Annotated in this window: 22 protein-coding genes and 1 tRNA gene; 10 read left to right on the top strand and 13 right to left on the bottom strand. The window is 35.3% G+C overall.

All coding sequences use genetic code 11. From position 1 onward, the window contains the following. Positions 1-32: 32 nt before the first annotated feature. From ACGH6R_RS09660 to ACGH6R_RS09640, 5 genes are all read left to right on the top strand, one after another. Positions 33-1,415 carry an MATE family efflux transporter gene (locus tag ACGH6R_RS09660; RefSeq protein ID WP_411599620.1) on the top strand — a complete coding sequence of 461 codons (1,383 nt, stop codon included), beginning with the start codon at positions 33-35 and terminating at the stop codon, positions 1,413-1,415. Between the two features lie 232 nt (positions 1,416-1,647). Next, positions 1,648-1,950, top strand: coding sequence for a hypothetical protein (locus tag ACGH6R_RS09655; RefSeq protein WP_267374250.1), 303 nt, complete (start codon positions 1,648-1,650; stop codon positions 1,948-1,950). 316 nt (positions 1,951-2,266) lie between these two features. Then, positions 2,267-2,941: a hypothetical protein gene (locus ACGH6R_RS09650; RefSeq protein WP_411599619.1), complete on the top strand. Its 675-nt coding sequence runs from the start codon at positions 2,267-2,269 to the stop codon at positions 2,939-2,941. Between the two features lie 75 nt (positions 2,942-3,016). Then, on the top strand, positions 3,017-3,607 hold the full coding sequence (locus ACGH6R_RS09645; protein ID WP_267351973.1) for a hypothetical protein: 591 nt from the start codon (positions 3,017-3,019) through the stop codon (positions 3,605-3,607). A gap of 324 nt (positions 3,608-3,931) precedes the next feature. Continuing rightward, on the top strand, positions 3,932-4,984 hold the full coding sequence (locus ACGH6R_RS09640; protein ID WP_411599618.1) for a hypothetical protein: 1,053 nt from the start codon (positions 3,932-3,934) through the stop codon (positions 4,982-4,984). Between the two features lie 352 nt (positions 4,985-5,336). On the opposite strand, the gene ACGH6R_RS09635 is transcribed toward ACGH6R_RS09640, so the two are convergent. Beyond that, positions 5,337-5,412 (bottom strand) — tRNA-Asn (locus ACGH6R_RS09635). 148 nt (positions 5,413-5,560) lie between these two features. Here ACGH6R_RS09635 and ACGH6R_RS09630 point away from each other — a divergent pair. Continuing rightward, complete coding sequence (locus ACGH6R_RS09630; protein WP_411599616.1) at positions 5,561-6,136, top strand: TIGR00730 family Rossman fold protein; 576 nt, start codon at positions 5,561-5,563, stop codon at positions 6,134-6,136. 50 nt (positions 6,137-6,186) lie between these two features. On the opposite strand, the gene fruA is transcribed toward ACGH6R_RS09630, so the two are convergent. From fruA to glnA, 11 genes are all read right to left on the bottom strand, one after another. Then, a complete protein-coding gene (fruA, locus tag ACGH6R_RS09625; protein ID WP_411599614.1) occupies positions 6,187-7,932 on the bottom strand; it encodes a PTS fructose transporter subunit IIBC in 1,746 nt (581 codons plus the stop codon). An 8-nt stretch (positions 7,933-7,940) separates the two neighbouring features. Further along, positions 7,941-8,876 carry a 1-phosphofructokinase gene (fruK, locus tag ACGH6R_RS09620; RefSeq protein WP_411599612.1) on the bottom strand — a complete coding sequence of 312 codons (936 nt, stop codon included), beginning with the start codon at positions 8,874-8,876 and terminating at the stop codon, positions 7,941-7,943. Beyond that, positions 8,876-10,078 carry a fused PTS fructose transporter subunit IIA/HPr protein gene (fruB, locus tag ACGH6R_RS09615; protein WP_411599611.1) on the bottom strand — a complete coding sequence of 401 codons (1,203 nt, stop codon included), beginning with the start codon at positions 10,076-10,078 and terminating at the stop codon, positions 8,876-8,878. Before fruB ends, fruK begins: the two co-directional genes overlap by 1 nt. 389 nt (positions 10,079-10,467) lie before the next feature. Continuing rightward, complete coding sequence (gene cra / locus ACGH6R_RS09610; RefSeq protein ID WP_411599609.1) at positions 10,468-11,496, bottom strand: catabolite repressor/activator; 1,029 nt, start codon at positions 11,494-11,496, stop codon at positions 10,468-10,470. A gap of 128 nt (positions 11,497-11,624) precedes the next feature. Next, positions 11,625-12,380, bottom strand: coding sequence for an ABC transporter ATP-binding protein (locus ACGH6R_RS09605; protein ID WP_411599607.1), 756 nt, complete (start codon positions 12,378-12,380; stop codon positions 11,625-11,627). Continuing rightward, positions 12,377-13,348, bottom strand: coding sequence for an iron chelate uptake ABC transporter family permease subunit (locus ACGH6R_RS09600; protein WP_411599605.1), 972 nt, complete (start codon positions 13,346-13,348; stop codon positions 12,377-12,379). The genes ACGH6R_RS09605 and ACGH6R_RS09600 overlap by 4 nt, the downstream gene beginning before the upstream one ends. Then, complete coding sequence (locus ACGH6R_RS09595; RefSeq protein WP_411599603.1) at positions 13,338-14,297, bottom strand: ABC transporter permease; 960 nt, start codon at positions 14,295-14,297, stop codon at positions 13,338-13,340. The genes ACGH6R_RS09600 and ACGH6R_RS09595 overlap by 11 nt, the downstream gene beginning before the upstream one ends. A 6-nt stretch (positions 14,298-14,303) precedes the next feature. Next, positions 14,304-15,278: a siderophore ABC transporter substrate-binding protein gene (locus ACGH6R_RS09590; protein WP_411599601.1), complete on the bottom strand. Its 975-nt coding sequence runs from the start codon at positions 15,276-15,278 to the stop codon at positions 14,304-14,306. A 179-nt stretch (positions 15,279-15,457) separates the two neighbouring features. Continuing rightward, positions 15,458-16,924 (bottom strand): nitrogen regulation protein NR(I), encoded by a 1,467-nt coding sequence (gene glnG / locus ACGH6R_RS09585; RefSeq protein ID WP_220215857.1) that lies wholly within the window; start codon positions 16,922-16,924, stop codon positions 15,458-15,460. 11 nt (positions 16,925-16,935) lie between these two features. Continuing rightward, positions 16,936-17,985 (bottom strand): nitrogen regulation protein NR(II), encoded by a 1,050-nt coding sequence (gene glnL / locus ACGH6R_RS09580; RefSeq protein ID WP_065559691.1) that lies wholly within the window; start codon positions 17,983-17,985, stop codon positions 16,936-16,938. A 71-nt stretch (positions 17,986-18,056) separates the two neighbouring features. After that, positions 18,057-19,466 carry a glutamate--ammonia ligase gene (glnA, locus tag ACGH6R_RS09575; protein ID WP_267360734.1) on the bottom strand — a complete coding sequence of 470 codons (1,410 nt, stop codon included), beginning with the start codon at positions 19,464-19,466 and terminating at the stop codon, positions 18,057-18,059. 393 nt (positions 19,467-19,859) lie between these two features. Between glnA and ACGH6R_RS09570 the strand changes: the two genes are divergently transcribed. From ACGH6R_RS09570 to gpsA, 3 genes are read left to right on the top strand one after another with little or no spacing between them, the layout of a single operon-like run. Next, a complete protein-coding gene (locus ACGH6R_RS09570) occupies positions 19,860-20,300 on the top strand; it encodes a rhodanese-like domain-containing protein (protein ID WP_065559726.1) in 441 nt (146 codons plus the stop codon). 25 nt (positions 20,301-20,325) lie between these two features. Next, positions 20,326-20,808: a protein-export chaperone SecB gene (gene secB / locus ACGH6R_RS09565; protein WP_220215860.1), complete on the top strand. Its 483-nt coding sequence runs from the start codon at positions 20,326-20,328 to the stop codon at positions 20,806-20,808. A gap of 39 nt (positions 20,809-20,847) precedes the next feature. After that, entirely contained in the window at positions 20,848-21,864 is a 1,017-nt protein-coding gene (gene gpsA / locus ACGH6R_RS09560) for an NAD(P)H-dependent glycerol-3-phosphate dehydrogenase (RefSeq protein WP_370632180.1), read from the top strand. Positions 21,865-21,950: 86 nt separating this feature from the next. On the opposite strand, the gene ACGH6R_RS09555 is transcribed toward gpsA, so the two are convergent. Beyond that, a complete protein-coding gene (locus ACGH6R_RS09555) occupies positions 21,951-22,925 on the bottom strand; it encodes an ornithine cyclodeaminase family protein (protein ID WP_411599599.1) in 975 nt (324 codons plus the stop codon). A 200-nt stretch (positions 22,926-23,125) separates the two neighbouring features. On the opposite strand from ACGH6R_RS09555, the gene aas reads away from it, so the two are divergent. After that, complete coding sequence (aas, locus tag ACGH6R_RS09550) at positions 23,126-25,267, top strand: bifunctional acyl-ACP--phospholipid O-acyltransferase/long-chain-fatty-acid--ACP ligase (RefSeq protein ID WP_267351999.1); 2,142 nt, start codon at positions 23,126-23,128, stop codon at positions 25,265-25,267. Position 25,268: the final 1 nt, after the last annotated feature.

Raw genomic sequence — 25,268 nt, 5'->3', positions numbered from 1 at the left:
ACTATTTAAAAAATAAACTTAAAGAGAAATCTATGTCAAATTTTCAAGAAAAATTGCAAAAAGGCATGTTTGAAGGTCCAATCATGCCAATAATTATAAAAATAGGGATTCCCATTCTCATTAGTCACTTATTAAATTATGCTTACTTAATAATCAATACCTATTTTATTTCATTGATCAATCCTACTTCTTCAGCCCCGTTGGTGGGAACCGGTCTTTTATTTCCACTATTTTTTGTCTTTGAAGCTATCGCTTCAGGTTTAGCCGTTGGACTCAGTACCACAACGGGGCGATTGATCGGTGAAAAACGATTTAATCATTATCAAAATCTGGGTGTTACAGGTGTTGTCATAGCTTTACTGCTAACCGTGCCATTTATGATTATGTGTTATGCTTTTGGCCCACAAATTATTAATTTATTATCAGGTGATAAATTAAGCCTAGAAGCAACAGTTTATAGTCTACAGTTTTTATATTCATTAGCCCCAGGTTTACTGTTCATAATATTATTACAGGTTTATGGCGGTATTCTTATTGGCGAAGGCCTGACATATGTTACTGCAATATCATTTATGATTATGGTAACGCTCAATATCGTACTTGATCCGATATTGATATTTGTACTCGATATGGGAGTGGCTGGTGCAGGTTTAGCCACAACAATATCGTTATTTATGGCTTTTATCTATTTAATCCGCTTTATACACAAGGGAAAATCAAGAATTCCGTTAACATTTAACTTTGCTCACTTTAACGGAAAAATTGCCAGAGAAATCATACGGATTGGATTGCCTCAGTTTTTAATGACAGCCTCAACTTATATCATTATCGTTGCATATAACAAAATGATCACCAATACCTTTGATGAAAATGCAATGAATGCATGGATATTGGTTGGGAGAATTGATCAGATTTTAGTTATTCCGATGATTGCTATTGCTGGTGCAATGACGGTCTTTATTTCGCAAAATTATGGACGTAATCAACTTGATCGGATTAAAGAAGCTTTAAATCTAAGCTTAAGGACAATAATGATATTATGTAGCATCATTGCAGCATTTTATGTATTACTTTCTCCTTGGTTATTTTCAATATTTACTTCAATACCAGAAGTGATTGATCTTGCCAGAAAACAAGTGCTAATCGTATCATTTACCTTTTGTTTTATGGCAATAACGTGGATAATCGCATCATTCTTTCAAGCGACAGGAAAACCCCTACCTGCGGTAATTATCCTTTATATTAGAATGATCATTATTTTTTCTATAGGACTATATTTAGTCTATGTTCAAAAAATGGGAATGAATGGCATTTTTATCTCTATGGCAATCGGAAACCTACTTTCATGTTTATGGTCATTTTTGTGGGTGAAGAAAAGGCTGAAATCATTAAAATTCAAATCAATTTTGGAATAAGTTATTTTCGTCTATTGCTACGCTATTATCACAAACAATATTAAGCAAATAAGCTAAGTACAAAAGTTAATCAAGGAGAAGAAAGATATATTGTAAAAAATAATTGGGTAGATATTGAATATCATTATATTATTGGAAGAAAAGAATAGGGAAAAAGTAATATCTATGAAGCACATCCCCGAATTAAAGTCGAAATTCAATCAGTTCAATAAGATTATAAATGGATGACAATATGAAATTATTAAAGATCTTAATAATACTATTACTATTAATTAAAGGTTTTACCCAAATTCTTATTTGCAACGATGATCCTACTGTCTTTTTGGCGCTAAAATTGAATCCTCTTTCTGAAAATTATAATTATATTAATTATTTAAGTCACAATAGTTATTATGTTTTGTTTTCTGATGAAAATGAAATGATAGGACAAAATATCATTGATATGATTTATAAGATTCCTTTAATTCTTTATATTTCAGTTTTACTGATATTATTTTTTTTAAAACATAAAAATACAAAAGAGAAAACCCTATGAAGCAATTTTTACTTCATATTGCTTTTTGGGGTTTGATATATTTTTGCTTTTTATAAAGAGGTTAATGAACCACAATTATTAAGTAATGAATTAAAGAAACAGTTACTCGAAAGAAGATTAGATAATTTTGATATATCGTAACTTATAAAAAAGACATTAAAGAAATTTATTTTGATGATAATTTTGAGTTTAAACCAGATGCTTATTATTATTTATACCATTTCAAAAATAATCACTGAGTATTTGATAAAGCGGAAAAATGAGTTCTAAATAGTCTTAACAGGTTGATTTAATAGTAAAAGGAAACAATTTTAAAATGAGAATATTATTACTGATTTTATTGTCTTTGGCTAACATAGCATGTAGTCAAAAAATAGAAAATCAATCAGCAGTGACTCAAACAATCCCACATTTTGATGCTACGGTTTATCAACTTATTGACCTTTTTAATAAAAAGAATTTTAAAGGAATTAACCAATATATTAATAAAGATATAGGTCTTTTCATTGTATATAATGGAAGTACCAGCCCAACAATGAGAAGAATTGAACAATTTAAATCGAATAATAAAATAATTGAAAATACAATACCGTCTTGGGTAGACGATGAATTGCTAGGGTTTTCAATATCTGGCAATCCTAAAATACAATATGAACAATATCCTACATTTGATCCATGTAGTGAAAAAGTCACTAAACTAGGTCTGTATGCCAATTCAAAAGAAAAAAATATTGAGGCTTTAAAAATAGCGCTTGGTTATTATCATTGGGAACTAAAACACTATCAATTTGAAAAAAACCCTGTTTGGGAGGAATATCAATCCATTGCCGATAAAATAGCCCCTAAAACAGTTAAAGTTGTCTATATAGAAAACTTTCCAGGTATAATACCGAATCATGAAAAAAATATTTTTATATTATATCTAACCCAATTAGATAATAAATGGTATTTATCCATTCTAGATTTTTATACTATGGATTGCAGTGCATAAAATGCGTGGTAATAAAAAATATATCGGCAAAAATTAGACTAAATTCCTATAATACCAAAGATGGAGATGATGAAAATGAAAATAAACCGCACTACCATAAAAATTAAAAACTATTTGATTAGTTTATTTTTAGCAATTTTTTTACCATTCAGTTGTAATGCCTACGAAAATCAATATATAGATACAAAATTCGTCTATGAAGCACAATATGATCGAAATAATGATTATTTTAAATCAAAAGAGTTAGACATGCTTTTTAATCTTAATAATGAAGACTACTACCTACCAGATACTTTTGGTCTTGATGCAGAGTTTTATTATGTTCGACCGATATGTATTAAAGGTAATCTTAAAGATAATTATATTCTTTTATATGATAAAAATGACATTTTAAGAGATGTGCTCCCCGTTGCTAATAAATATGTATATTCTATTGATGTTCGATTAGAAAATAATAAAAATGGAATTTGTTTGGGGACATTTGATAAAGAAAATGATTTTTTTGAGATTGAAAAAATTTATGAAGTCACTAAGGAAATAAAATTAAAACCTTTATCAATTGAAACCAAAATATTGGACTGTCCTATACCTGCTGATTACAATACTGAGGATATTGTAGGAATGGAAGATTACTTCAAATATGGCGTATTACGCAATAGAAAATAATAGTTTTAAAAAAGAATTAGTTTTAAATAGTTTTATAGAAAATCAACATAAAAATCCTGAATAATGATATACCAATTTATTGCGACTAAATGATATATAATTATTCAGGATTTTTTTACTATGGATTGCCGTGCATAATATGCGTGATAATAAAAAAATATTCTGGCAAAAATTGTTAATATTCATAGTAAGTTATCAATTAAAAATCCACCTAAAATAAAGAAGAAATAAATTCACTATTATCTGAAATCAGGTATATACTCTCCATAAATTCTGAAAACCGCACTCATATACTGCACCCGTTATTTTATACGGGCGTTAAGTATGGAGGGAAACATTGTAAAAAATAAACAAGGAATATTGGCAATGAGATTGATAATAGTATGTTTCACCATCCTATTTATGATAGGTTGTAATCAAATGGCGAATAGCCAACCGATTAATAAAAATAAAAAAGACGATCTTATTACCCAAATTATGCAAGCTCCACTTGCCAGCCCGCCAATTGGTGATAAACATGTTTTATATCCTTTTGCCACACATTGGCAAGATGCAGAAACAGAAAATGAACGTTCTGGGAGTGAAAAAGCTTTTGATGAATTGGCCAGAAATTTATATAAGCAGTCCCAATCAGAACAATCCTATAAGATTACTTTAACCCAAAAAAATTTAAAGCAGATTGTTCAGGATTCCTATGATATCCCATTTAATATCAACGATATTTTAAACCAGAAGATTACAGTTCATGTGGAAAAAATAGTCGGCTTTTCTCAGTTTGATCTGTTTCTACTCACCACTGAGAACCTTGAGTTAGAATGCAACCATTGCGAGTATGGAAGACACCTTATTTTTCAATCCATTATCTCTATCAGCTCTGATCAAATTGTGGATAGATTAGTAGCCACTTACGAATATGGAAATGATCTGGGTAGAAGCTATCGATTTTTCTATTATGATAATGGGAAAATAATTATTAGGGATCTTGGTAGTGATGAGACAGACAGTGCTGCTTATGAAAAAAGAACATATCAACTGACCCCCCAAGGCAAATTCATCCGCTATTATGATACTAATGGTTCTTTTCAAAATACAGATCTTAATGTTACAGAGGAAGGTTTAGTTCAAAACCATACTCGCGAGGGGGTATGGATAGAGATAACAGGCAGTAAATATGCGCCTCTAGGTATCGGTTATATTTATCTCGAATCGGAATATAAAAATGGCCTGCCTGTTGGTATTTGGAAATGTCATCAATTAGAACAACAATATAATGAACTGTATGAACCCATCTTATCCACTCGCAAAAAAGGCAAACTTTTGTACACAGAAACCTATAAAGACGGTGAGCTTGTCGAACGTAAATTTATGAAACCATAGTTAATGGTGAAATAATTACAAAATTTTGCAGAAATAGAAAAATTTATGAAGTTAATGCTATTATCTGCCAGCTGGTTTTGATGCCGAACAGGTTGCCAAAGCTTCAGCCCAAAGTTTTTTGTTGCTGAAGCAACTGCTTATCATGCAGCTCTCGAAAGAGATCCTCAAAGTATCGCTTTACTTTTTATTTGAAAAAAATGAGCATTTTTGCTAACCCGCATTTAAACCCGAAAAAATAGTAAATTGATAGAAAAATTGATAAATGTATATGGATAAGCGGTATACTAAAAAAATATAAAATATTGATTTATAATCAAATAGAGACGTATAGATATGAGATGAAGTGGAAAGTTGGCTCCTCCAACTGGACTTGAACCAGTGACATACGGATTAACAGTCCGCCGTTCTACCGACTGAACTATGGAGGAACACTCGACGGTCAGAATATTAACGATCTATAACGATTATGTCAATCGTTAAAACACGAAATAAAACTAACTGCTCAGTGAGTAAACAAATAATACATCGCCTATGCTAAAATAAAGGGCTACGGTAAGAATAGCTAGAGTATGATTTATGAAAAAAAATATTTGTGTATTTTGTGGTGCCAGTGAAGGCAATCGTTTGGAATATCGAACAGCTGCCGAGCAACTCGGTAAAATTATAGCAAAACAAAATCGGCGATTAATTTATGGCGGAGGTAATAAAGGGCTTATGGGAATGATTGCTAATGCTGTTTTAGCTCATGGCGGTGAAGTCATCGGCATCATCCCTGAACGTTTAGTTAAAGCCGAAACTGCTCACCATGGCATTACCCGATTAGAGGTGGTCGACAATATGCATCAACGTAAAGCAAGGCTTGCAGAACTGGCTGACGGTTTTATCGCTATGCCAGGCGGTACCGGCACATTAGAAGAGATTTTTGAGGTTTGGACTGGTATGCAAATTGGTTATCATGAAAAACCGGTGGCATTATTTGATATTGCAAACTTTTGGCAATCTATGTTGAGTTTTTTAAAGCATGCTGTGCAAGAAGGGTTTATTCGGGAAAATTTTTATAACACATTAATTGTTAGTGATAACGCCGAATTTGTGCTGAAACAAATGGACGATTTCGTTCCGAAAGATTTACAACGCTGGGTAAAAAAATAAGTGAATATAAGAAAAACGCCATCATTAGATGGCGTTTTAATCTATGCTTATTAAGCTGTCGTCGCTACAGCTTCTTTTTCTGGCGCTTTAATAGCTGCATAAGCAAGCCCTGCAATAACCGATCCAACAACAATGGATAACAGATAACCACCCACAGGTTTAACGACACCTGGAATTGCTAGAACAAATAATCCACCGTGTGGCGTCATTAATGTTGAACCAAATGCTAATGCCATACCACCAGTGATTGCGCCACCTAGAATACAACATGGAATAACACGTAACGGATCACGCGCAGCGAAAGGAATTGCCCCTTCAGAGATAAAGCAAAAGCCCAAAACTAACGAAACCTTACCGCTTTCTTGCTCTGCTTTAGCAAATTTTTTACGGGCGATTAGCGTAGCTAATCCCATCGCTAATGGAGGTACCATTCCACCCGCCATAACTGCAGCCATAGGTGCATAAACTTGGGAGGAAATCATACCCATACCAAATGCATAAGCAACTTTATTAATTGGTCCCCCCATATCAGTACACATCATACCACCTAGTAATGCACCTAAAATAACTGCATTAGCACCATTCATTGTGCTTAACCATACAGTAATAACTTTCATTAACCATGCGATTGGTGTACCAACGACAAATTGCATGACAATCCCTGTCGCTAATGTTGCCAATAGTGGCACAATTAGAATCGGTTTTAAGGCTTCCACACTTTTTGGTAATGGTAAATATCTAGTGACCGCTAATACGACATAACCCGCAAAATAGCCAATAATAATACCACCTAAAAATCCAGCTCCAGTTGAAACAGCAAGTAAACCACCAACAAGACCAGGCGTAAGCCCTGGTCTATCCGCAATTGAATAAGCAATATAACCAGCCAGTAATGGAACCATTAATGAGAATGCTAAATCACCAATTTGTTTTAAATGAGGTTCACCAACTAGCTCTTTTACAAGAGTTTGTTTAACAACTTCTACACCATTTTCCATAACAGTTACTGTTTTTAATACTTCTTGGAATTGACCAAAAGCAAAGGAAAGTGCGATGATCAATCCACCGGCAACCACCATTGGTAACATATAAGAAACACCAGTTAGAAGATGTTTATAAAAACTTTTCTTCTCATTGCTTGATTTAGCCGATGCTGAAGTTGATGAAGGTTGATAAACCGTTGCCTCTTCGAATGCTTTATCAAACTCTTGCGCAGTCTTTTTGAGCGCTGGGCCAGTTTTTGTTCGATACAATTTTTTACCCGCAAATTTACTTAAATCTACATCGATATCGCAAGCAGCAATCACAATATCTGCTGAGGCGACTTCTTCTGGCGTGAGTTCGTTACCAACTCCGACTGATCCACGCGTTTCAACTTTACACCACCAACCACGTTTTTTAGCTTCTTCTTCAATCGCTTCGGCAGCCATAAAAGTATGTGCCACTCCAGTTGGACACGCTGTTACTGCAACAATACGTTTTACAGCTGTATTAGAGGTAGGCGCTGAAACACGTTGAGCTGATTGTTCAAAAACAACCGCTTTACTCTGTGCTTCTGTTAGAATTTGTTTTGGGTTTGCATATAACGCATTAATATCTTCTACCACATAAACTTTTTTACCAATGACAGATTTATCATTAATTTCACCAGTCCCGATAGCAATAATCGCATCTGCAGACTCTGAATTATCGATTACATTAAAATTCATCGAATTAGCAGCCAATGCGAGTTCCGCTCTGGCTAAACGTCCATTTACAGGACCTGTATTACTACCTTCAACAATATAAATATTCATGCAAACTCCTAACCAGCATTTATTTCAATTTTGCCTAGCATATCAGTTACAGCTTGGCGATCCGAAATCCCCACACCCGCTTGTCCAACAGACAAAGCAGCAACACTTGATGCAAATACCAGGGTATCTTTAATCGATTGATTTGTTATTAATCCATACATGATTCCAGCAACCATTGAGTCACCAGCACCGACCGTACTCACTACTTGACATTTTGGTGGTTTAGCCAACCATGCTTCATGTTGAGTCACCCACAAAGCGCCTTTACTTCCTAGTGAAATCACAACATTTTCAACGCCACCTTTTACTAATTCCATCGCAGCTGTTTTAATTTCATCTAGTGTCGTTAATTTACGTCCGACCCACATTTCAAGTTCTTTATCATTTGGTTTGATTAACCATGGCTTAGCTTTCAATCCAGCGACTAACGCATCTCGGCTACTGTCAAACACCACTTTTGGACAGATCTGTTTAACTCGCTCCATCCATTGTGTAAATTTATCAAGTGATACGCCGGCAGGTAAACTGCCACTTATCGCGACCATATCGATATCTTTTAACCATTCAAGAGAACTTGTCACAAAACGTTGCCAATCAGGCTCAGTAATTGTAAAGCCTGAAAAGTTTAGATCCGTCACTTCGCTATTTTCTTCAGTCAATTTGACATTAATACGTGTACGGCCTTCTACAGTTTGGAATTTGTCGACTACATTTAATGAATTAAATAATAGATTAAAACCATCTCGGTTTTCTTGACCTAAAAAACCACCAACAGTTAATTTTATATTTAGATCAGACAATACTTTAGCAACATTAATCCCTTTGCCTGCGGCAAGTAAAGCATTCGTTTGAACTAAATTTACATCACCCAACTCGACTTTTGGACAAAATCCTAATAAATCATAAGCTGGATTTAAGGTGATTGTTGCAACACGATAATTCATTATTCTGTTCCCTCACCAAGTCCGCTTTCAATTGCTTTACCGATAGCATCAAGTGCTTGCTCAGCATCATCACCGACCGCAGTAAATTGCAATCGGCTGCCTTTTTTGGCTCCAAGTGCAACGATTTTCATTAAGCTGGTAGCACTTACTGGCTCCCCTTTTCCATCAAGATTCGCAACAGTTACTTTGCTATTAAACTCTTTAACCAATTTAACTAATACTGAAGATGGACGAGTATGTAAACCATTTTCGTTAGGCACGATAAATTCACGAGTTAAAGCTTGGCTTGAATCCGATGCTAATGGCGCTGCTGAGTTAGCTTGTTCAGTTTGAGAATTATCGATAGTTGAAGGCAAGTCATCTGTCATCAGTAAATTGATTAATTTATCCGTGCTTGCCGATAACATTAAATCTAACTTTTCATAAAATGCTAAACGTGCAATACGATCAATAACCTCAGACATTGCATTATCAACAACTGACATCGTGATAAGTAATTTTACCGGTTTATTATCTTCATTTACGTTGCTTATTGTACGACTAATCACAATCGCATTTTTTAGATTGCCTTCTTTGCTATCGTTCAACCAAACCCCACTACCTAGATAAGTTGGTTTATTATCCAGCACATGAGTGATAAAAGCCGTATTTACAGCATTTTGTTGTTTTAAGCGTGATGCATTTAACGCTTGTAAAGTAGCTAAACTATCAGCATTGATATCCAATAAAAGTGATGATTCATTCATTGAAAATTGGCTGTCTTCTTGTTCTGTTTTTCCGGTTAAAATAGCAAGTGCTTCATCTGCTGTTTTAATGTTTTTGATTCGTTCTTCAACACCGTCAGCACCTAAAACATGCGTCAATTGACGAAGTAACTCTAAATGTTCATCAGAACTAGCGGCGATACCAATAGCGACATAAGCTTTTTCACCATCATCACCCCATTCAACACCTTCAGGAAAACAAAAAACTTGAACACCCGTCTTTTTAACTAAATGACGAGTGGTGGTAGTGCCATGTGGAATAGCAAGGCCAATACCCAGATAAGTGGCAGCTTGCGCTTCACGTTCAAGCATTCCATTTACATATCCTTCTTCGACAAAACCGGCACTAGTTAATGCTGCCGCTACTTTTTTTATCGCTTCTGTTTTATTAGTAGCGTGTTCATTTAAATGTATATCTTCTTTAACTAAATGAAACATAGAATAAATACCTCTGGGTTAAAAATATTGGGTCGACTAAAATGACTCATCTCTAAATCCATTTAATGATTTTTATTGAATCGTTTCAGCAATAATGAATAAATTAAAATTATTTATCCAATAAATTATAACTATCAATAACAAATATGTGATCGAGATCTAATTTTTTGATCTTAATTTATTTATTATAAATGCAAAATAGATTTTAGACATTTTTTGTTATTTAGTTACATCATTTTGCTACCTTTAGTGTAAGGTATTTTTCATTAATTTCTAAGTCATGTATTTCAGCCTTCATAAAACGTTAAACATGTCCAAGCAATAATATTATAGCGTTTTTAGTAATACATCATGCAACAACCTAGCCAGTGACAAGCTTCCGAGTTTTTTTATTTTTCGTATTTACTCATACGTTGACGGCTCAAACTGCCACGGTAAATTAATTGTCTTGGGATCATAGTAGTACCTGATTGATAACTTTGCTGATTCAAACAATTTTGGAGTAATGTGATAGTCAACTCCACTATTTCTTTATGATCCTGAGAAAGTGAAATCACTTTACAGGGCAAAAAATCGAGTAATTCATTATCGCCAAACGTTGCAATAGTTAATGATTCAGGTAAATGACCAAATTTTCTTAATATGGCATCAATTGTACCTTGAAGAAGTGAAAATGAAGTTGCAAAAATACCATTTGGTAATTCATGATTGCTTAACCAATGACTAAAAGCCGTATCAGCATCTTGTCGGCTATAATTATTAGCATATAAAAATTCGACACTATCGCAATCGTTTAATGTTACAGCTTTAAAACCTTCAAGACGATGTTGGCTTACGGATAAATTTGGTAATGCACCTATATATACAGCTTTACCTTGCACAAAATGATTAAATGTTTGAGCTAATGTTTGGGCATCATCTTTATCCGCACCAACTATATTTCGAAACTTTTTGGTAGATAACGTTCTATCTAAAGCAAATAATGGAATTTTAGAATTTTGCCAATTGTCATAAAACGCATAGTCAGAATCAGAAACAAAAGAGGATGAGAGAATTATGGCATCAACCCTTCTACGTTTTAAATGTGCAACACATTCTTTTTCAATTTCAGGATTATCATCAGAACAAGATAACAATAATTGATAGCCCTCTTTCCTGACTAATTGTTCTAAATAACTAGCAATTCGTGTATAACTACTATTTTCTAAATCTGGAATGATGATTCCTATCGAACGCGTTTTACCTTCACGGAGTCCTGCAGCAACTGCGTTAGGATAATAATTATGCTTTTTTACAATTGCCATAACTTTGGCGATAGTTTTGTCACTAACACGATATTCCTTCGCTTTTCCGTTTATTACGTAGCTTGCAGTCGTTCTTGACACACCAGCTAAAAGTGCAATTTCCTCTAACTTCATCACTGTTATCTCGGCAAATGGCGTGTCTTTTTTTTAGCATGGAAAGAAGGAATTAGCAAATATAAATTTACTTTAACTTGTTTATTATTTGCAATATTTTACGCTTAAATAACATACGACAATCTACATTAATAATATACAGCGATATGTTGTCCTTGGATGGTTTCAATGCTAACCGGCGTATCAAAAATATCTTCTAAAATAGCTGAATTCATAATCTGTGTTGGAGTTCCTTGATAGACCAGTTCCCCATTTTTCATCGCTAAAATATAGTCTGAATAGACTGATGCAAAATTGATATCGTGAATAACAATAACAATGGTTTTACCAAGTTCATTCGCTGCACGTCGTAACTGTTTCATCATGGTCACAGCATGCTTCATATCCAAATTATTTAACGGTTCATCAAGTAACACATATTCAGTATTTTGACAAAGCACCATCGCGACATATGCTCGTTGTCGCTGTCCGCCAGATAACTCATCTAAAAAACGATCTTTAAACTCAGTTAAATTTAAAAAATCCAATGCTCGATGAATATGCTGATAATCATCAGGATTTAAACGCCCTTTTGTATGAGGATAACGCCCGAATCCGACCAGTTCAAATACGGTAAGCCTACTGGTAAAGCGATTTTCTTGTCTTAATACCGAAAGATGAGTAGCTAATTTATCACTCGGCGTTTCAAACACATCCATGTCTTGAATTTTAACGTTTCCTTCATCAGCGTTCAAAAGTCGACTTATAATCGAAAGTAAAGTTGATTTTCCAGCGCCATTAGGTCCAATGATTGCCGTTACTCCTCCTTGTGGAATAGTGGCGGTAACATTTTTTAAAACCGAAAGGGTTTGATATTTTTTATTAATATTATCAATTTGTATCACATCGGTACCTTTTTCAATAATAAGAAGATAAACAAACAACCACCAATAAACTCTATGACGACCGTAATGGCGCCAACCATATTCAAAACATGCTCTAAAAACATTTGACCACCCACCAGAAAAATCACGCCAAGTAAAAAGGCCGTGGGAAGTAAAAATCGATGTTGGCTTGAGCGACTTATGCTATAAGCTAAATTTGCTATCAGTAGACCAAAGAAGGTAAACGGCCCAACCAATGCGGTTGAAATTGCAACTAATATCGAGACTAAAAGTAAAATAATGGTCACGCTTTGATGATAATTAACGCCAAGATTAATAGCGTTATCACGTCCTAAAGCCAAAACATCAAATTGAAAACGCATTCTCCATAAAAATAGTCCGATACATATTGCAATAATGAATGAAAAAATAATTAAAATGGGATCAGCCCGAGTGAACGTAGCAAAAATTCGACTTTGCAAAACAGCAAATTCAGTTGGTGTCATTAACCGTTGTAATAAGTTTGCAAAACTGCGGAAAAGTGTGCCCAGAATAATCCCAATTAATAATACTAAATGAAGATTTTGCTTAAATTTAGTCAATAAACCTTTATATAACAATAGAGAAAATAAGATCAGTAAAAGCGATTCAACGATAAATTTGCCCATAATACCGATGTAAGGAATACCTTGCACATCGATAAAGAAAATGACAATTGTTTGAATTAAGACAAATAAAGATTCAAACCCCATTATCGACGGCGTTAATATGCGATTATGGGTCACGGTTTGAAAAAGGAGTGTGGATGTTGCAGCCGAAAAAGCAACTAATATCATCGTCAACACTATCCACATACGATGAGTCAAAATATACCTAATATTCCCTTTTAGATTAAAGGTCATAAAAAAGAGGATACAAATAAGCGCTATACTCAATAATAGCCAAACTCTTTTTTGACTGGAAAGATAGTGTTTTGAACTAACTAGCATGTTTTTTTCGACTTAATAATATTAAAAAGATTACGGCACCGACAATACCAAGAATTACACTGACAGGGATTTCAAATGGATAGCGAATTAAACGTCCAATAATATCGCAAATTAATACCAATCCCCCACCAAATAAACAGACCCAAGGAATGGTTTTACGCACATTATCACCGAATAACAAGCTGACAATGTTGGGGACGATTAATCCTAAAAACGGTAATACACCAACCACCACCACAACAATACCGCCAATCAATGCTATGACAATTAGTCCAATTATCATGACTCGACGATAATTAAGTCCCACATTAACCGAAAAATCTCGACCTAACCCCACGACTGTAAACTGATCTGCACTCCAGCATGCTACCAATGTCAAACCACAAACTAGCCACAATAGTTCATAACGACCTTGTAAAATCCCAGAAAAATCACCTGATTGCCATCCATAAAGCGATTGCAATAGATCATAATACATGGCAAAAAATGTGGTTACAGCACTGATTATCGCGCCTAGCATAATCCCAATAAGTGGAACCATTAGTGCTGATTTGAGAACAATTTTATGGGATATTGTCATAAAAAGAATCGTACCCATCATCGCAAATAAACTTGCAACCACCATTTTGATCATGACACTTTGTTCGGGCGCGAATACCATCATGATGAGTAAACCAAGACTGGCTGATTGGGTGGTGCCAACAAGGGTAGGCTCCACAAAGCGATTTTGTGTTAATAACTGCATCACTAAGCCAGCGACACTCATTGCACTACCGGCTAACAATAACGCTAACGTTCTTGGCAAACGACTGACAAAAAAGATCTGCTGCATATTTGTATTGGTGAAAAGTTCATGTAAATTGACATGCCCTGCACCAATAAACAAACTTATTGCAGTCAAAATTAATAAAATAATGATGCCTGCAATAAAATATAACGACAACTTCATGTTTTTTTATTGATTAGTCGATGATTCTTGTAGTGCTTCTGCTATTTGATCCATTAAACGACTATACGTTTGAATCCCGCCTGCGATATACATCGATGTTGAATCAAGATAAACAATATGATTGTGCTGCCATGCTGCCGTTTTTTGAATTAATTCATTATTTAATACTTGTTGTGCTGATTGGGCTTCTTTATTACCAATGGCATTATCTCTATCTAACACAAATATCCATTCGGGATTAGTACTTAAAATGAATTCAGAAGTAACACTATTCCCATGACGACCGGCTTCTTGGAAAGTGGTTGCTGGCTGGAAACCTAACACATCAAAAACAAATCCAAAACGTGATTTAGGGCCATATGCAGACATTTTCCCACCGTTAATCATAATCACTAATGCTGAACCGGCTGTACTGGTTTTCGATTTTAGTTGGTCAATTTTTTGATTAAAGTCTTCAATCAATTTAGATGCTTCTTTCTCTTTTTCAAAAATCCAACCTAATTGACGAGTTCGCTCAGTTAAACTCGCTAAGAAGTTATTGGAATCAATATCTAAGGAGATTGTTTCTGCTAATTTTTCCAATTTTGGATAGGCATCTGTTGCTCGTCCACCTGCTATAATTAAGTCAGGATTGATAGAGCTAAGTACTTCGTAATTTGGCTCAAACAAAGTCCCAATGTTAGTATAGGACTTATCACTATATTTAGATAAGAAATCAGGTAAATGGACATTTGATTGTGGTACAGCTGAGACTGGAATATTCAATGCATCAATAATATCAAGAGTTGCAACGTTAAAAACAGCTACTTTTTTGGGAACAGACCCAAAAAGTGCTTCGCCTTGAGCGTGTTTAATTACCAGAGCATCTTTCTTAATATCGGAATAATCTGGTTTTTGGTTATTCTGATTATTATCACACCCAACAACTAACAGCAATACAGCAAACAGCACTGTAATTTTAACTTTGATAAATGAATACATATGAACTCCTAATTATTGTTCAGATAAAAACAACACAAATATAAATAATTCTCATTTGCATTAAATTGTATCTAAAAACAACTCCGTGTTCAATAAACTTTAAAGAATATCTAAAGTCAGTGTTAAATGATTAGAAAACGTTTCTTTACATAGCGTTATATCAAAATTTTATAGATCAATTAGCCAATATCACTATCATTTTTATTTGAAAACTCTTTTAACTTTCTGGTTAAAGTATTACGCCCCCACCCTAATAAATTTGCTGCTTCTTGTTTATGTCCTCGGGTAAAATTAAGTGCGCAATTTAATAAAATACGCTCTACTTCTGTCACTGCCTCAGTTAAAATGCCCGATTTTCCTGCGACAAGCGATTGTTTAGCCCATTGTTCCAGTAAAAATTGCCAATCCATTGCAACTTGAGAGTCGTTTAATGTCAAACTTATATCATTACGACCAACCGAAATTTTAGGCATCGGAAATTGTAATAGCTCTGGTGGTAGATCTTGCACTAAAATTTCTTTACTAGAAGACATGACTGTCACCCAACGACAGGTATTTTCAAGCTGTCTTACATTGCCCGGCCAATTAAATTTACATAGAACACTCATCGCTTCGGGACTAAAAACTTTACTTTCAACGCCTAACTCTTTAGCCGTGGTATATAAAAAATGCTCTGCAAGTTTCGGAATATCTTGAGCACGATCACGTAAAGGAGGCAATAAAATACGGATTACATTTAAGCGATGAAACAAATCATCCCGAAATTTGCCTTCGCGCACTCTTGCTTCTAAATCTTGATGCGTTGCGGCAATAATTCTGACATCAACTTTTACGGGGGAATAACCACCAATACGATAAAATTGTCCATCGGCAAGGACTCGAAGTAACCGTGTTTGAACATCAAGAGGCATATCACCGATTTCATCTAAAAATAAGGTTCCACCATTAGCCTGTTCAAATCGTCCATGCCTGATTTGTGCAGCCCCAGTAAACGCTCCTTTTTCGTGTCCAAAAAGTTCAGATTCAATCAGATCTTTGGGAATCGCTGCCATATTAAGTGCGATAAAAGGTGAATGAGATCGAGGGCTATGAGTATGCAACGCTTTTGCGACTAACTCTTTACCTGTACCTGATTCACCATTAATCAGCACACTAATAGAAGATTTCGATAAGCGTCCAATAATCCGAAATACCTCTTGCATTGAAGGTGCTTCACCTATTATGCCTGTTGATGCTTTTGCCGTAACATGAGTACGCTGATGATTTGGTACTTGTAAATGTTGAGACTGTGCAATAGCACGTTCAACAAGTTGAATCATTTCATCCACATCAAAGGGTTTGGGAATATAATCAAAAGCCCCTTTTTGGTAAGCGTTGACAGCAGCATCTAGATCAGAATGCGCTGTCATAATAATGACAGGCAAATGGGGAAATTGTGCTTTGATATAATTAAGTAATGATAGACCATCGATGCCAGGCATTTTGATATCAGAAATTAGTACAGCTGGTTTGGGTAGTTGATTAGTCAAAGCTTCGATCACATCTTGACCGTTTGCAAAACTAATACAATTAAAATGCGCATTGGTAAGTGCTTTTTCTAATACCCAACGAATTGAACTATCATCATCAACAACCCAAACATTCATTTTAAATTACCTCATTGTTTGATTGGCAAATAGACTGAAAATTCAGTGTGTCCAGGCCAACTATTAAATTCAATTTTACCATGATGTTGATCAACAATATTATGTGCAATAGAAAGACCGATTCCTGTCCCACCTTCATAACCGCTTACCATAGGATAAAAAAGTGTATCTTGAATATGAACAGGTACCCCCGGTCCATTATCTTCAATATCAATACGTGCACATAGTCGATAACGTTGTCCATGCAATGTAACTTGAAAGGCAGTTCTCGTTCTGATTGTTATCGTACCTGTTTTCGTACCGATAGCCTGTAAAGCATTTCGCACAATATTTAAAATAACTTGTTCGATCTGCTCTGAATCATGGATAAATTCTGGCAAACTTGGATCATAATCCCGTAAAATAGTCACATTTAATGGTTTTTCGATGCATAATAACGCATAAGTTCGCTCAATCGCTTGATGAATATTTTGTACTTTTTGGTGCAAGCGTTGCTGTGGTCCTAATAACCTATCTACTAGATTTCTTAATCTATCTGCTTGTTCAATAATAATTTGCGTATAATCTTGCAACTCATTTTTTGGTAATTCTCGTGATAATAATTGAGCGGCACCTCGAAGCCCACCTAATGGGTTTTTAATTTCATGTGCTAGCCCTCGCACAAGTTCACGAGCAGCACTTTGTTGAGCTTGTTGTAACTGTTCTTGGCTTAACCGTTTATGATTATTTAAAGGCGCCATTTCAATTAAGATCTGTTCATTACTTAAGGGTTGTGCCGTTAACGATAAGATATGCAATTCATTATTCACCACCAAATTCACTTCAGTATCCGTAAAACCTTGATTTTTGGATAACGAACTTTGCATTAACTCGAAATCTAAAGAATGGTAACTCAATAAATCAGGAAGATAACTATCTAATAACTTTTTGGGACTTTGTGCTAATAGCTGTTGGGCAGCGGTATTGGCGTAAACAATATTGAGATTTTTATCAAGTAATAAAATACTTGTAATCATCGAGTTGAGAACAAGATCAGCATCAGATTCACTATCAAATGTCATCGTCGGTATTCCGTCCTCATTAAAATCCACCGCTTTACACGGTGGATTAACTGTTTAAATTTTAGATAAATTTATAAACTATAGTAAAGTTCAAATTCAACTGGATGTGGTGTCATACGTACACGATCAACGTCTTGACGTTTTAAATCAATATACGCATCAATCGTATCATTAGTGAAGACATTCCCACGCGTTAAGAAGTCACGATCAGCATCTAATGCATTAAGCGCTTCTTCAAGTGAACCGGCCACTTGTGGAATTAATTTAGATTCTTCCGGTGGTAAATCATATAAGTTTTTATCCATTGCATCGCCAGGATGAATTTTGTTAATAATACCATCTAAACCAGCCATTAACTGCGCAGCAAATGATAAATATGGATTACCTGCTGGATCAGGGAAACGAACTTCAATACGGCGTGCTTTCGGGCTAGTCACAACCGGAATACGAATTGAAGCAGAACGGTTACGAGCAGAATACGCAAGCATAACAGGCGCTTCATAACCCGGTACTAAACGTTTATATGAGTTTGTTGCAGGGTTTGTAAATGCATTGATAGCTTTAGCATGTTTAATAATACCGCCAATATAGAATAATGCCATTTCAGAAAGCCCAGCATATTTATCACCGGCAAATAAGTTAACTCCATCTTTAGCTAAAGATTGATGGCAGTGCATGCCTGAACCATTATCGCCAAACATCGGTTTCGGCATAAATGTCGCTGTTTTACCATAAATATGCGCTACATTTTGCACAACATATTTATAAATTTGAACTTCATCCGCTTTTTTAGTTAATGTATTGAAACGACAAGCAATTTCATTTTGTCCTGCAGTTGCCACTTCATGGTGATGAGCTTCAACCACTAAACCAAGTTGTTCCATAATTAAACACATCTCTGAGCGGATATCTTGCGATGAATCAACCGGAGGAAGTGGGAAGTAACCGCCTTTTACGCCTGGGCGATGACCCTTGTTACCTTCTTCATATTTTGTGCCTGAATTCCAAGCGGCTTCAATATCATCAATATGAACAAAACTACCTGACATCGGTGAACCAAAACGAACATCATCAAATAAAAAGAATTCGGGTTCTGGTCCAAAAATAACAGTATCAGCAATGCCTGAAGATTTTAAAAACTCTTCAGCACGTTTTGCGATTGAACGAGGATCACGATCATAACCTTGTAGCGTTGCAGGTTCGAGTACATCACAACGGAGATTTAATGTTACATCTTCAAAAAATGGATCAATAACAGCACTTGAAGCATCTGGCATTAAGACCATATCGGATTCATTAATCCCTTTCCAACCAGCAATTGATGATCCGTCAAACATTTTACCGTCTTCAAAAAAGTCAGCATCAATTTGACTAACGGGTATCGTAACGTGTTGCTCTTTACCTTTGGTATCAGTAAAACGCAAATCGACAAATTTAACATCATTTTCTTTAATTAGTGTTAATACTTTTTGTATAGACATGTATCTTCTCCGTTGAGGACAAATAATTGTTCAGTTCGTAAGGCATTCTTGCCAAGTTATTTTCTTTTATGCAAATATGATGCCAAGTTTTAAGTCACGTTTTTCTAGTGAATTTACGGGTTAAATAGTAACACAAATAGCATTGATGCACCAAAATAATGCATAAAAACACTTAGAATGCACCAATAAAAGGCGTTGCACATTTATTTTGCTAAAAAGATGTCGTTCACGCATTCAATCATCCTTGTAATAATCAAAAACTCAATAAGAATCTTCTCAATTTAACGCTCGATAATTTGGGGAACAACAAGATTTTCTTATAGGTACTGTATTTCAGTGCATAATATCGCTATAATCTCTTCTTATATTGAAAAACTAGGTAATTATAAAAGTATGGACTTTATTACACTCGAAATTATACCTTTTGTTAAAAATCATATTTTACTTTCTTTAGGTTGGATTGTACTTTTTATTGCAATCATTGTATTAACCATCAAAAGTAAGTTATCAAAAGTTAAAATCATTAATAATGCTCAAGCAATCAATCTGATTAATAAACAAAATGCTAAAATCATTGATTTGCGATCAGCTGATAGTTTCAAAAAGGGGCATATTACCGATTCCCTGAATATACTCCCCATTGATATCAAAAATGCGAGTGCAAATTCTATTGAAAAACACAAAGAAAATTTTGTTATTTTAGTTGATGATAATGGTCTATCATCAGCCGGTATCGGTGAAGTACTTGTTAAACAAGGTTTCTTGAATGTTTTTGCATTAAAAGATGGCATTGCAGGATGGAATGGCGAAAATTTACCATTAGTTAGAAAATAAAACTATATTAAAATAAGGTTAGATCATGACAGAACAAAACAATACACAACAACCAGAAACACAATTTGCAATTCAACGTATTTATACAAAAGATGTTTCATTTGAAACCAATAATGTACCTGAAGTTTTTACCAAACAATTTCAACCAGCCATGAATGTTGAATTGAATACATCATCTCAATCCTTAAATGATGATGTTTATGAAGTCGCATTACGCATTACAGTAACAATGAAATCACAAGACGAAGTTGCCTATATTTGTGAAGTTACGCAAGCAGGTATTTTTTCACTTGTTGGATTCAATGACGCACAGTTACAACACTGTTTAGGTGCTTACTGTCCGAATATTTTATTCCCGTATGCACGAGAAACAATTTCTAACTTAGTCATTAAAGGTTCTTTCCCACCAGTTAATTTAGAACCGGTTAACTTTGACGTGTTATTTATGAACTATCTTCAACAGCAACAACAATCAGTTGAAGAAGAATCAACAGAAACATTACAATAATCATTGTGATTTAATCTAGAACGATAAATCTAACGGTTAATTATGGAAAAACATGCTGTTGTCACAGTAATCGGTGCAGGTTCTTACGGAACCTCTTTAGCTATTTTACTTGCACGTAATGGTCATCAAACATTATTGTGGGGACATAATTCACACAAAATGATGGCTTTACAGCATGACAGGCAAAATAAACAATTTTTGCCTGATATTCCTTTTCCTGAATTACTGCACATTGAAAGTGATCTGCAAACAGCTGTTTCAGCGTCACCAATCTTACTCATAGTGGTACCTAGCCATGCTTTTGGTACTATTTTAAAGCAAATAAAACCCTATTTACGCAAAGATAGTAAAATTGTTTGGGCAACCAAAGGACTTGAGGTCAATACCGGACGTTTATTGCAAGATGTCGCCAGAGAAATTTTAGGCAATCAAATCCCCCTAGCTGTCATTTCAGGCCCTACTTTTGCTAAAGAAGTTGCCTCAGGTTTGCCAACGGCGGTAACAGTTGCTTCAACGGATGATGATTTTTTAACTGAGTTACAAAATTTATTTCATTGTAGTAAAAGTTTTCGGGTCTATAGCAGTAAAGATTTTATTGGGGTGCAACTTGGTGGCGCCATTAAAAATGTGATTGCGATAGGAGCAGGATTGTCTGATGGGCTGGGTTTTGGTGCGAATGCAAGAACAGCGTTAATCACACGTGGACTGGCTGAAATGATGCGATTGGGCGAAGCGCTTGGTGCAGATCCTGCAACGTTTATGGGCATGGCTGGACTTGGTGATCTTGTATTAACCTGTACGGATAATCAATCACGAAATCGACGTTTCGGTATTTTGCTGGGACAAAATAAATCTATTCAAGAAGCACAAGATATTATCGCACAAGTTGTCGAAGGATTTAAAAATACTAAAGAAGTTTGGACACTTGCAAAACAATATCATGTGGATATGCCAATCACTGAACAAATTTATAAAGTACTATACGAGCATAAAGATCCTAAACAAGCGGCAATGACCTTACTCGGACGATCACAGAAAGAAGAACTAAAAAGTTAATTTTTAATACCGTTATATCATCACTTTGTATTAACGCTATTAAATAACGTTGTAATTAAAATGAGCTATTCTTTCTAATCTTTAGCTTATATATTTGTTCCAATACCCTTTTCTTTTGCTTTTAGATAAATATCATATCCAACATAAACATCGAGAACGGCTGTTCCCACCGTTTTAAATAATGTGATTTGCTCATCGTTTTGGCGACATTTTTGCGAATCAGTAACTAATTCACCCAACTCAAAAAAATCATTTTTGGATACACGTTTCTGGTTAATTGGATCAATAATATCCCCTGCTTCGGCAAAAACGCCCTCTTTAGTATCAAGTACACGAATGTCCGCTTTATCAACAATATTACTTGGTATTTCATGCATTTCAGGGGTATATGCACCCACACCATTAATATGAGTACCAGGCTTAACGATATCACCATTAAATGTGACCACTTTAGATGTTGTCACTGAGGTGATAATATCTGCTTGACCAATGTCTTCATCAAAATTTTGCGAAAAATAGAGATTGGCTGAAAAATGTGAAAAGTGTTTTTTCATCGCTTCCGTAAATTGTTTCGCTTTTTGTTCATCGATATCGTAAATAGCTACATCAGTAAGATCCCGAACGGTTAACATGGCTTCTAATTGTGATACTGCCTGACCTCCTGTTCCAATTAATACTGCTCGTCGAGCATTTTTTCTTGCTAAAAGATCGGTTGCCGCACCTTGTACCGCCCCTGTACGAAGTTGAGTTACAAAAGTACCATCTAAAATGGCACAAACTTCCCCAGTTAAAGGATCTAACATCATCACTTGCGCTGGTACGGAGGGTTTACCCAATTTAGGATTATCCGGAAATACAGACACAATTTTAATGCCAACGATATCCTTACCTTTTATATGCGCGGGCATAAATAAACTTTGCCCTTTCTGCATATCAAAATTGATACGTAAAGGCACTTCACTATCTCCTTGGGTATAGATTTTTAAAGCTTGTTTATCTGCCTCAATGGCATCTTTCATACTATAAACATGTTGAATATCATTTGCGGATAAAATTAACATTTTCACTCCAGACCTTTTTTTATGATTTATTTTACGTTTTTTATAGGCATTGTCTAACTTTTAGATAACTAACCAAAGAAAATCATTAATCATGTTCAGATTATTCATAATAAATTCAAAATAAACAACATATCTTGTGTATTTCCTCTATTTTCACTATTATGACAAGGTGCAATTTTGCACGGAAATTGAGAATTAAGATGTTATTCAATATATTAAGGGTTATTTTAAAGTTTCTTTTTCATGTCAAAATTTATGGTAACCTAAAAAACTTAAAGCAAGAAAGATTGCTTATCACTCCTAACCATGTTTCCTTTCTTGATGGTCTTCTAATCGGTGTTTTCTTACCTGTTAGACCCGTGTTTGCCATTTATTCAGGTTATATTGATCACTGGTTAGTTCGTTTAGCAAAACGGTACGTGGATTTTGTGCCGATGGATCCGATTAATCCTATGGCGATTAAACGCTTAGTACGCGAAATTGAAAAAGGACGTCCGATAGTCATATTCCCTGAAGGAAGAATCACCGTAACAGGGTCATTAATGAAAATTTATGATGGAGCGGCTTTTGTAGCGGCTCGATCGAAAGCAACAATTGTACCAGTCTGGATTGAAGGAGCAGAGTTCACATTAACTAGCCGCCTAAAAGGACTGTTTAAACGTCGCTTATTTCCTAAAATAACGATTCATGTACTTGAACCGACCACAATTCCAATGCCAAATGTGCCTAAAGCAAAAGACAAACGCTATATAGCGGGTGAAAAATTGCATCAAATCATGATGAATGCTCGTCTAGCAAGCCGTCCTAAATTAACACTATTTGAAGCATTACTTGAAGCACAAGTTCGCTACGGGACAAAATCAAGAACAGTACAAGACCCGACAACGTCCGAATTATCTTATCGTAATTTACTTAAGCAAATTATTGGTGTAAGTTGCATTATCGAAAAAATTACCGAGAAAAAAGAACGAGTGGGTGTTTTACTCCCCAATGCCACAATCACCGTTGCGACTATTTTCGGTTTATTAGTGAAAAATCGAGTACCTGCCATGCTTAATTATACTGCTGGTACAAAGGGATTAACCTGTGCAATTACTGCCGCCGAAATTAAATCCATTGTCACATCGCGTAAATTTATTCAAAAAGGTAAACTCGATTATCTCTTAGATGAGATCAAAGGCATTAAGTGGTATTTTCTGGAAGATTTACGCAGTAGTTTGACTTTAAAAGATAAGCTCTATGTGGCAGTGAATCAATATATTCCACGTTTTGTTGAATGTAATCAAACGAGTGATGATGAAGCACTTGTTCTTTTTACATCAGGCTCTGAGGGTAACCCTAAAGGGGTTGTGCATACGCATGGTAGTCTACTTGCTAATGTTGAACAAATTCGATCGGTTATTGATCCTACTCCAGCCGATCGATTTATGTCTGCGTTACCGTTGTTCCATGCTTTTGGTATCACAGCTGGTTTGTTTTTACCGCTTTTTTCAGGAAGTCGTACATTTTTATATCCAAACCCTTTACACTATCGAATGGTACCAGAAATTATTTATGACCAAAATTGTACCGTTCTATTTGGTACACCAACTTTTTTAGCTAACTATGCTCGCTATGCCCACCCATTTGATTTTATGCGTTTACGCTATGTGGTAGCTGGCGCTGAAAAATTATCAGAACCAGTACGAGAACTATGGAAAGATAAATATGGCATTCGTATTTTAGAAGGTTATGGCGTCACCGAATGTGCACCGGTCGTTGCCCTCAATGTACCTATGGCATTTAAAAATGGCACAGTTGGTCGTTTATTGCCGGGGATGACTTCACGGTTAATTCATATACCTGGCATTAGTGAGGGAGGAGAGTTACAAGTTAAAGGGCCAAACGTGATGAAAGGTTATTTGCGCGTTGAAAATCCAGGCACCCTTGAACCACCTGTCGCCATAGATGAAAACGGTGAAGCTGAACAGGGTTGGTACGATACCGGTGATATCGTTTCAATTGATGATGAAGGTTTTATCACCATTAAAGGACGACTAAAACGATTTGCCAAAATAGCAGGTGAAATGGTCTCTTTAGAGAGTGTAGAGGCACTCGCTAAAAAAGTGGATCCCGATGCAATGCATGGTGCAACAGTAAAAGCTGATGCAGCAAAAGGGGAAGCAATTGTACTTTTCACAACTTCAACCAAGTTAGATCGTGAACAACTAAGTCAAACAGCACAAGAACTTGGTATTCCTGCTTTAGCCGTTCCTCGTGATATTCGTGTTGTTAAAGAACTTCCACTTCTTGGAACAGGAAAAATAGACTTTATCACCCTTCGAAAAATGGCTGACGAATAGC

The organism is Gilliamella sp. CG13 (assembly GCF_046635805.1).
Classification (GTDB): domain Bacteria; phylum Pseudomonadota; class Gammaproteobacteria; order Enterobacterales; family Orbaceae; genus Gilliamella; species Gilliamella apicola_I.
Note: the sequence above shows the minus strand (reverse complement) of the source record. Positions and strands in the feature narration are given on the sequence as shown.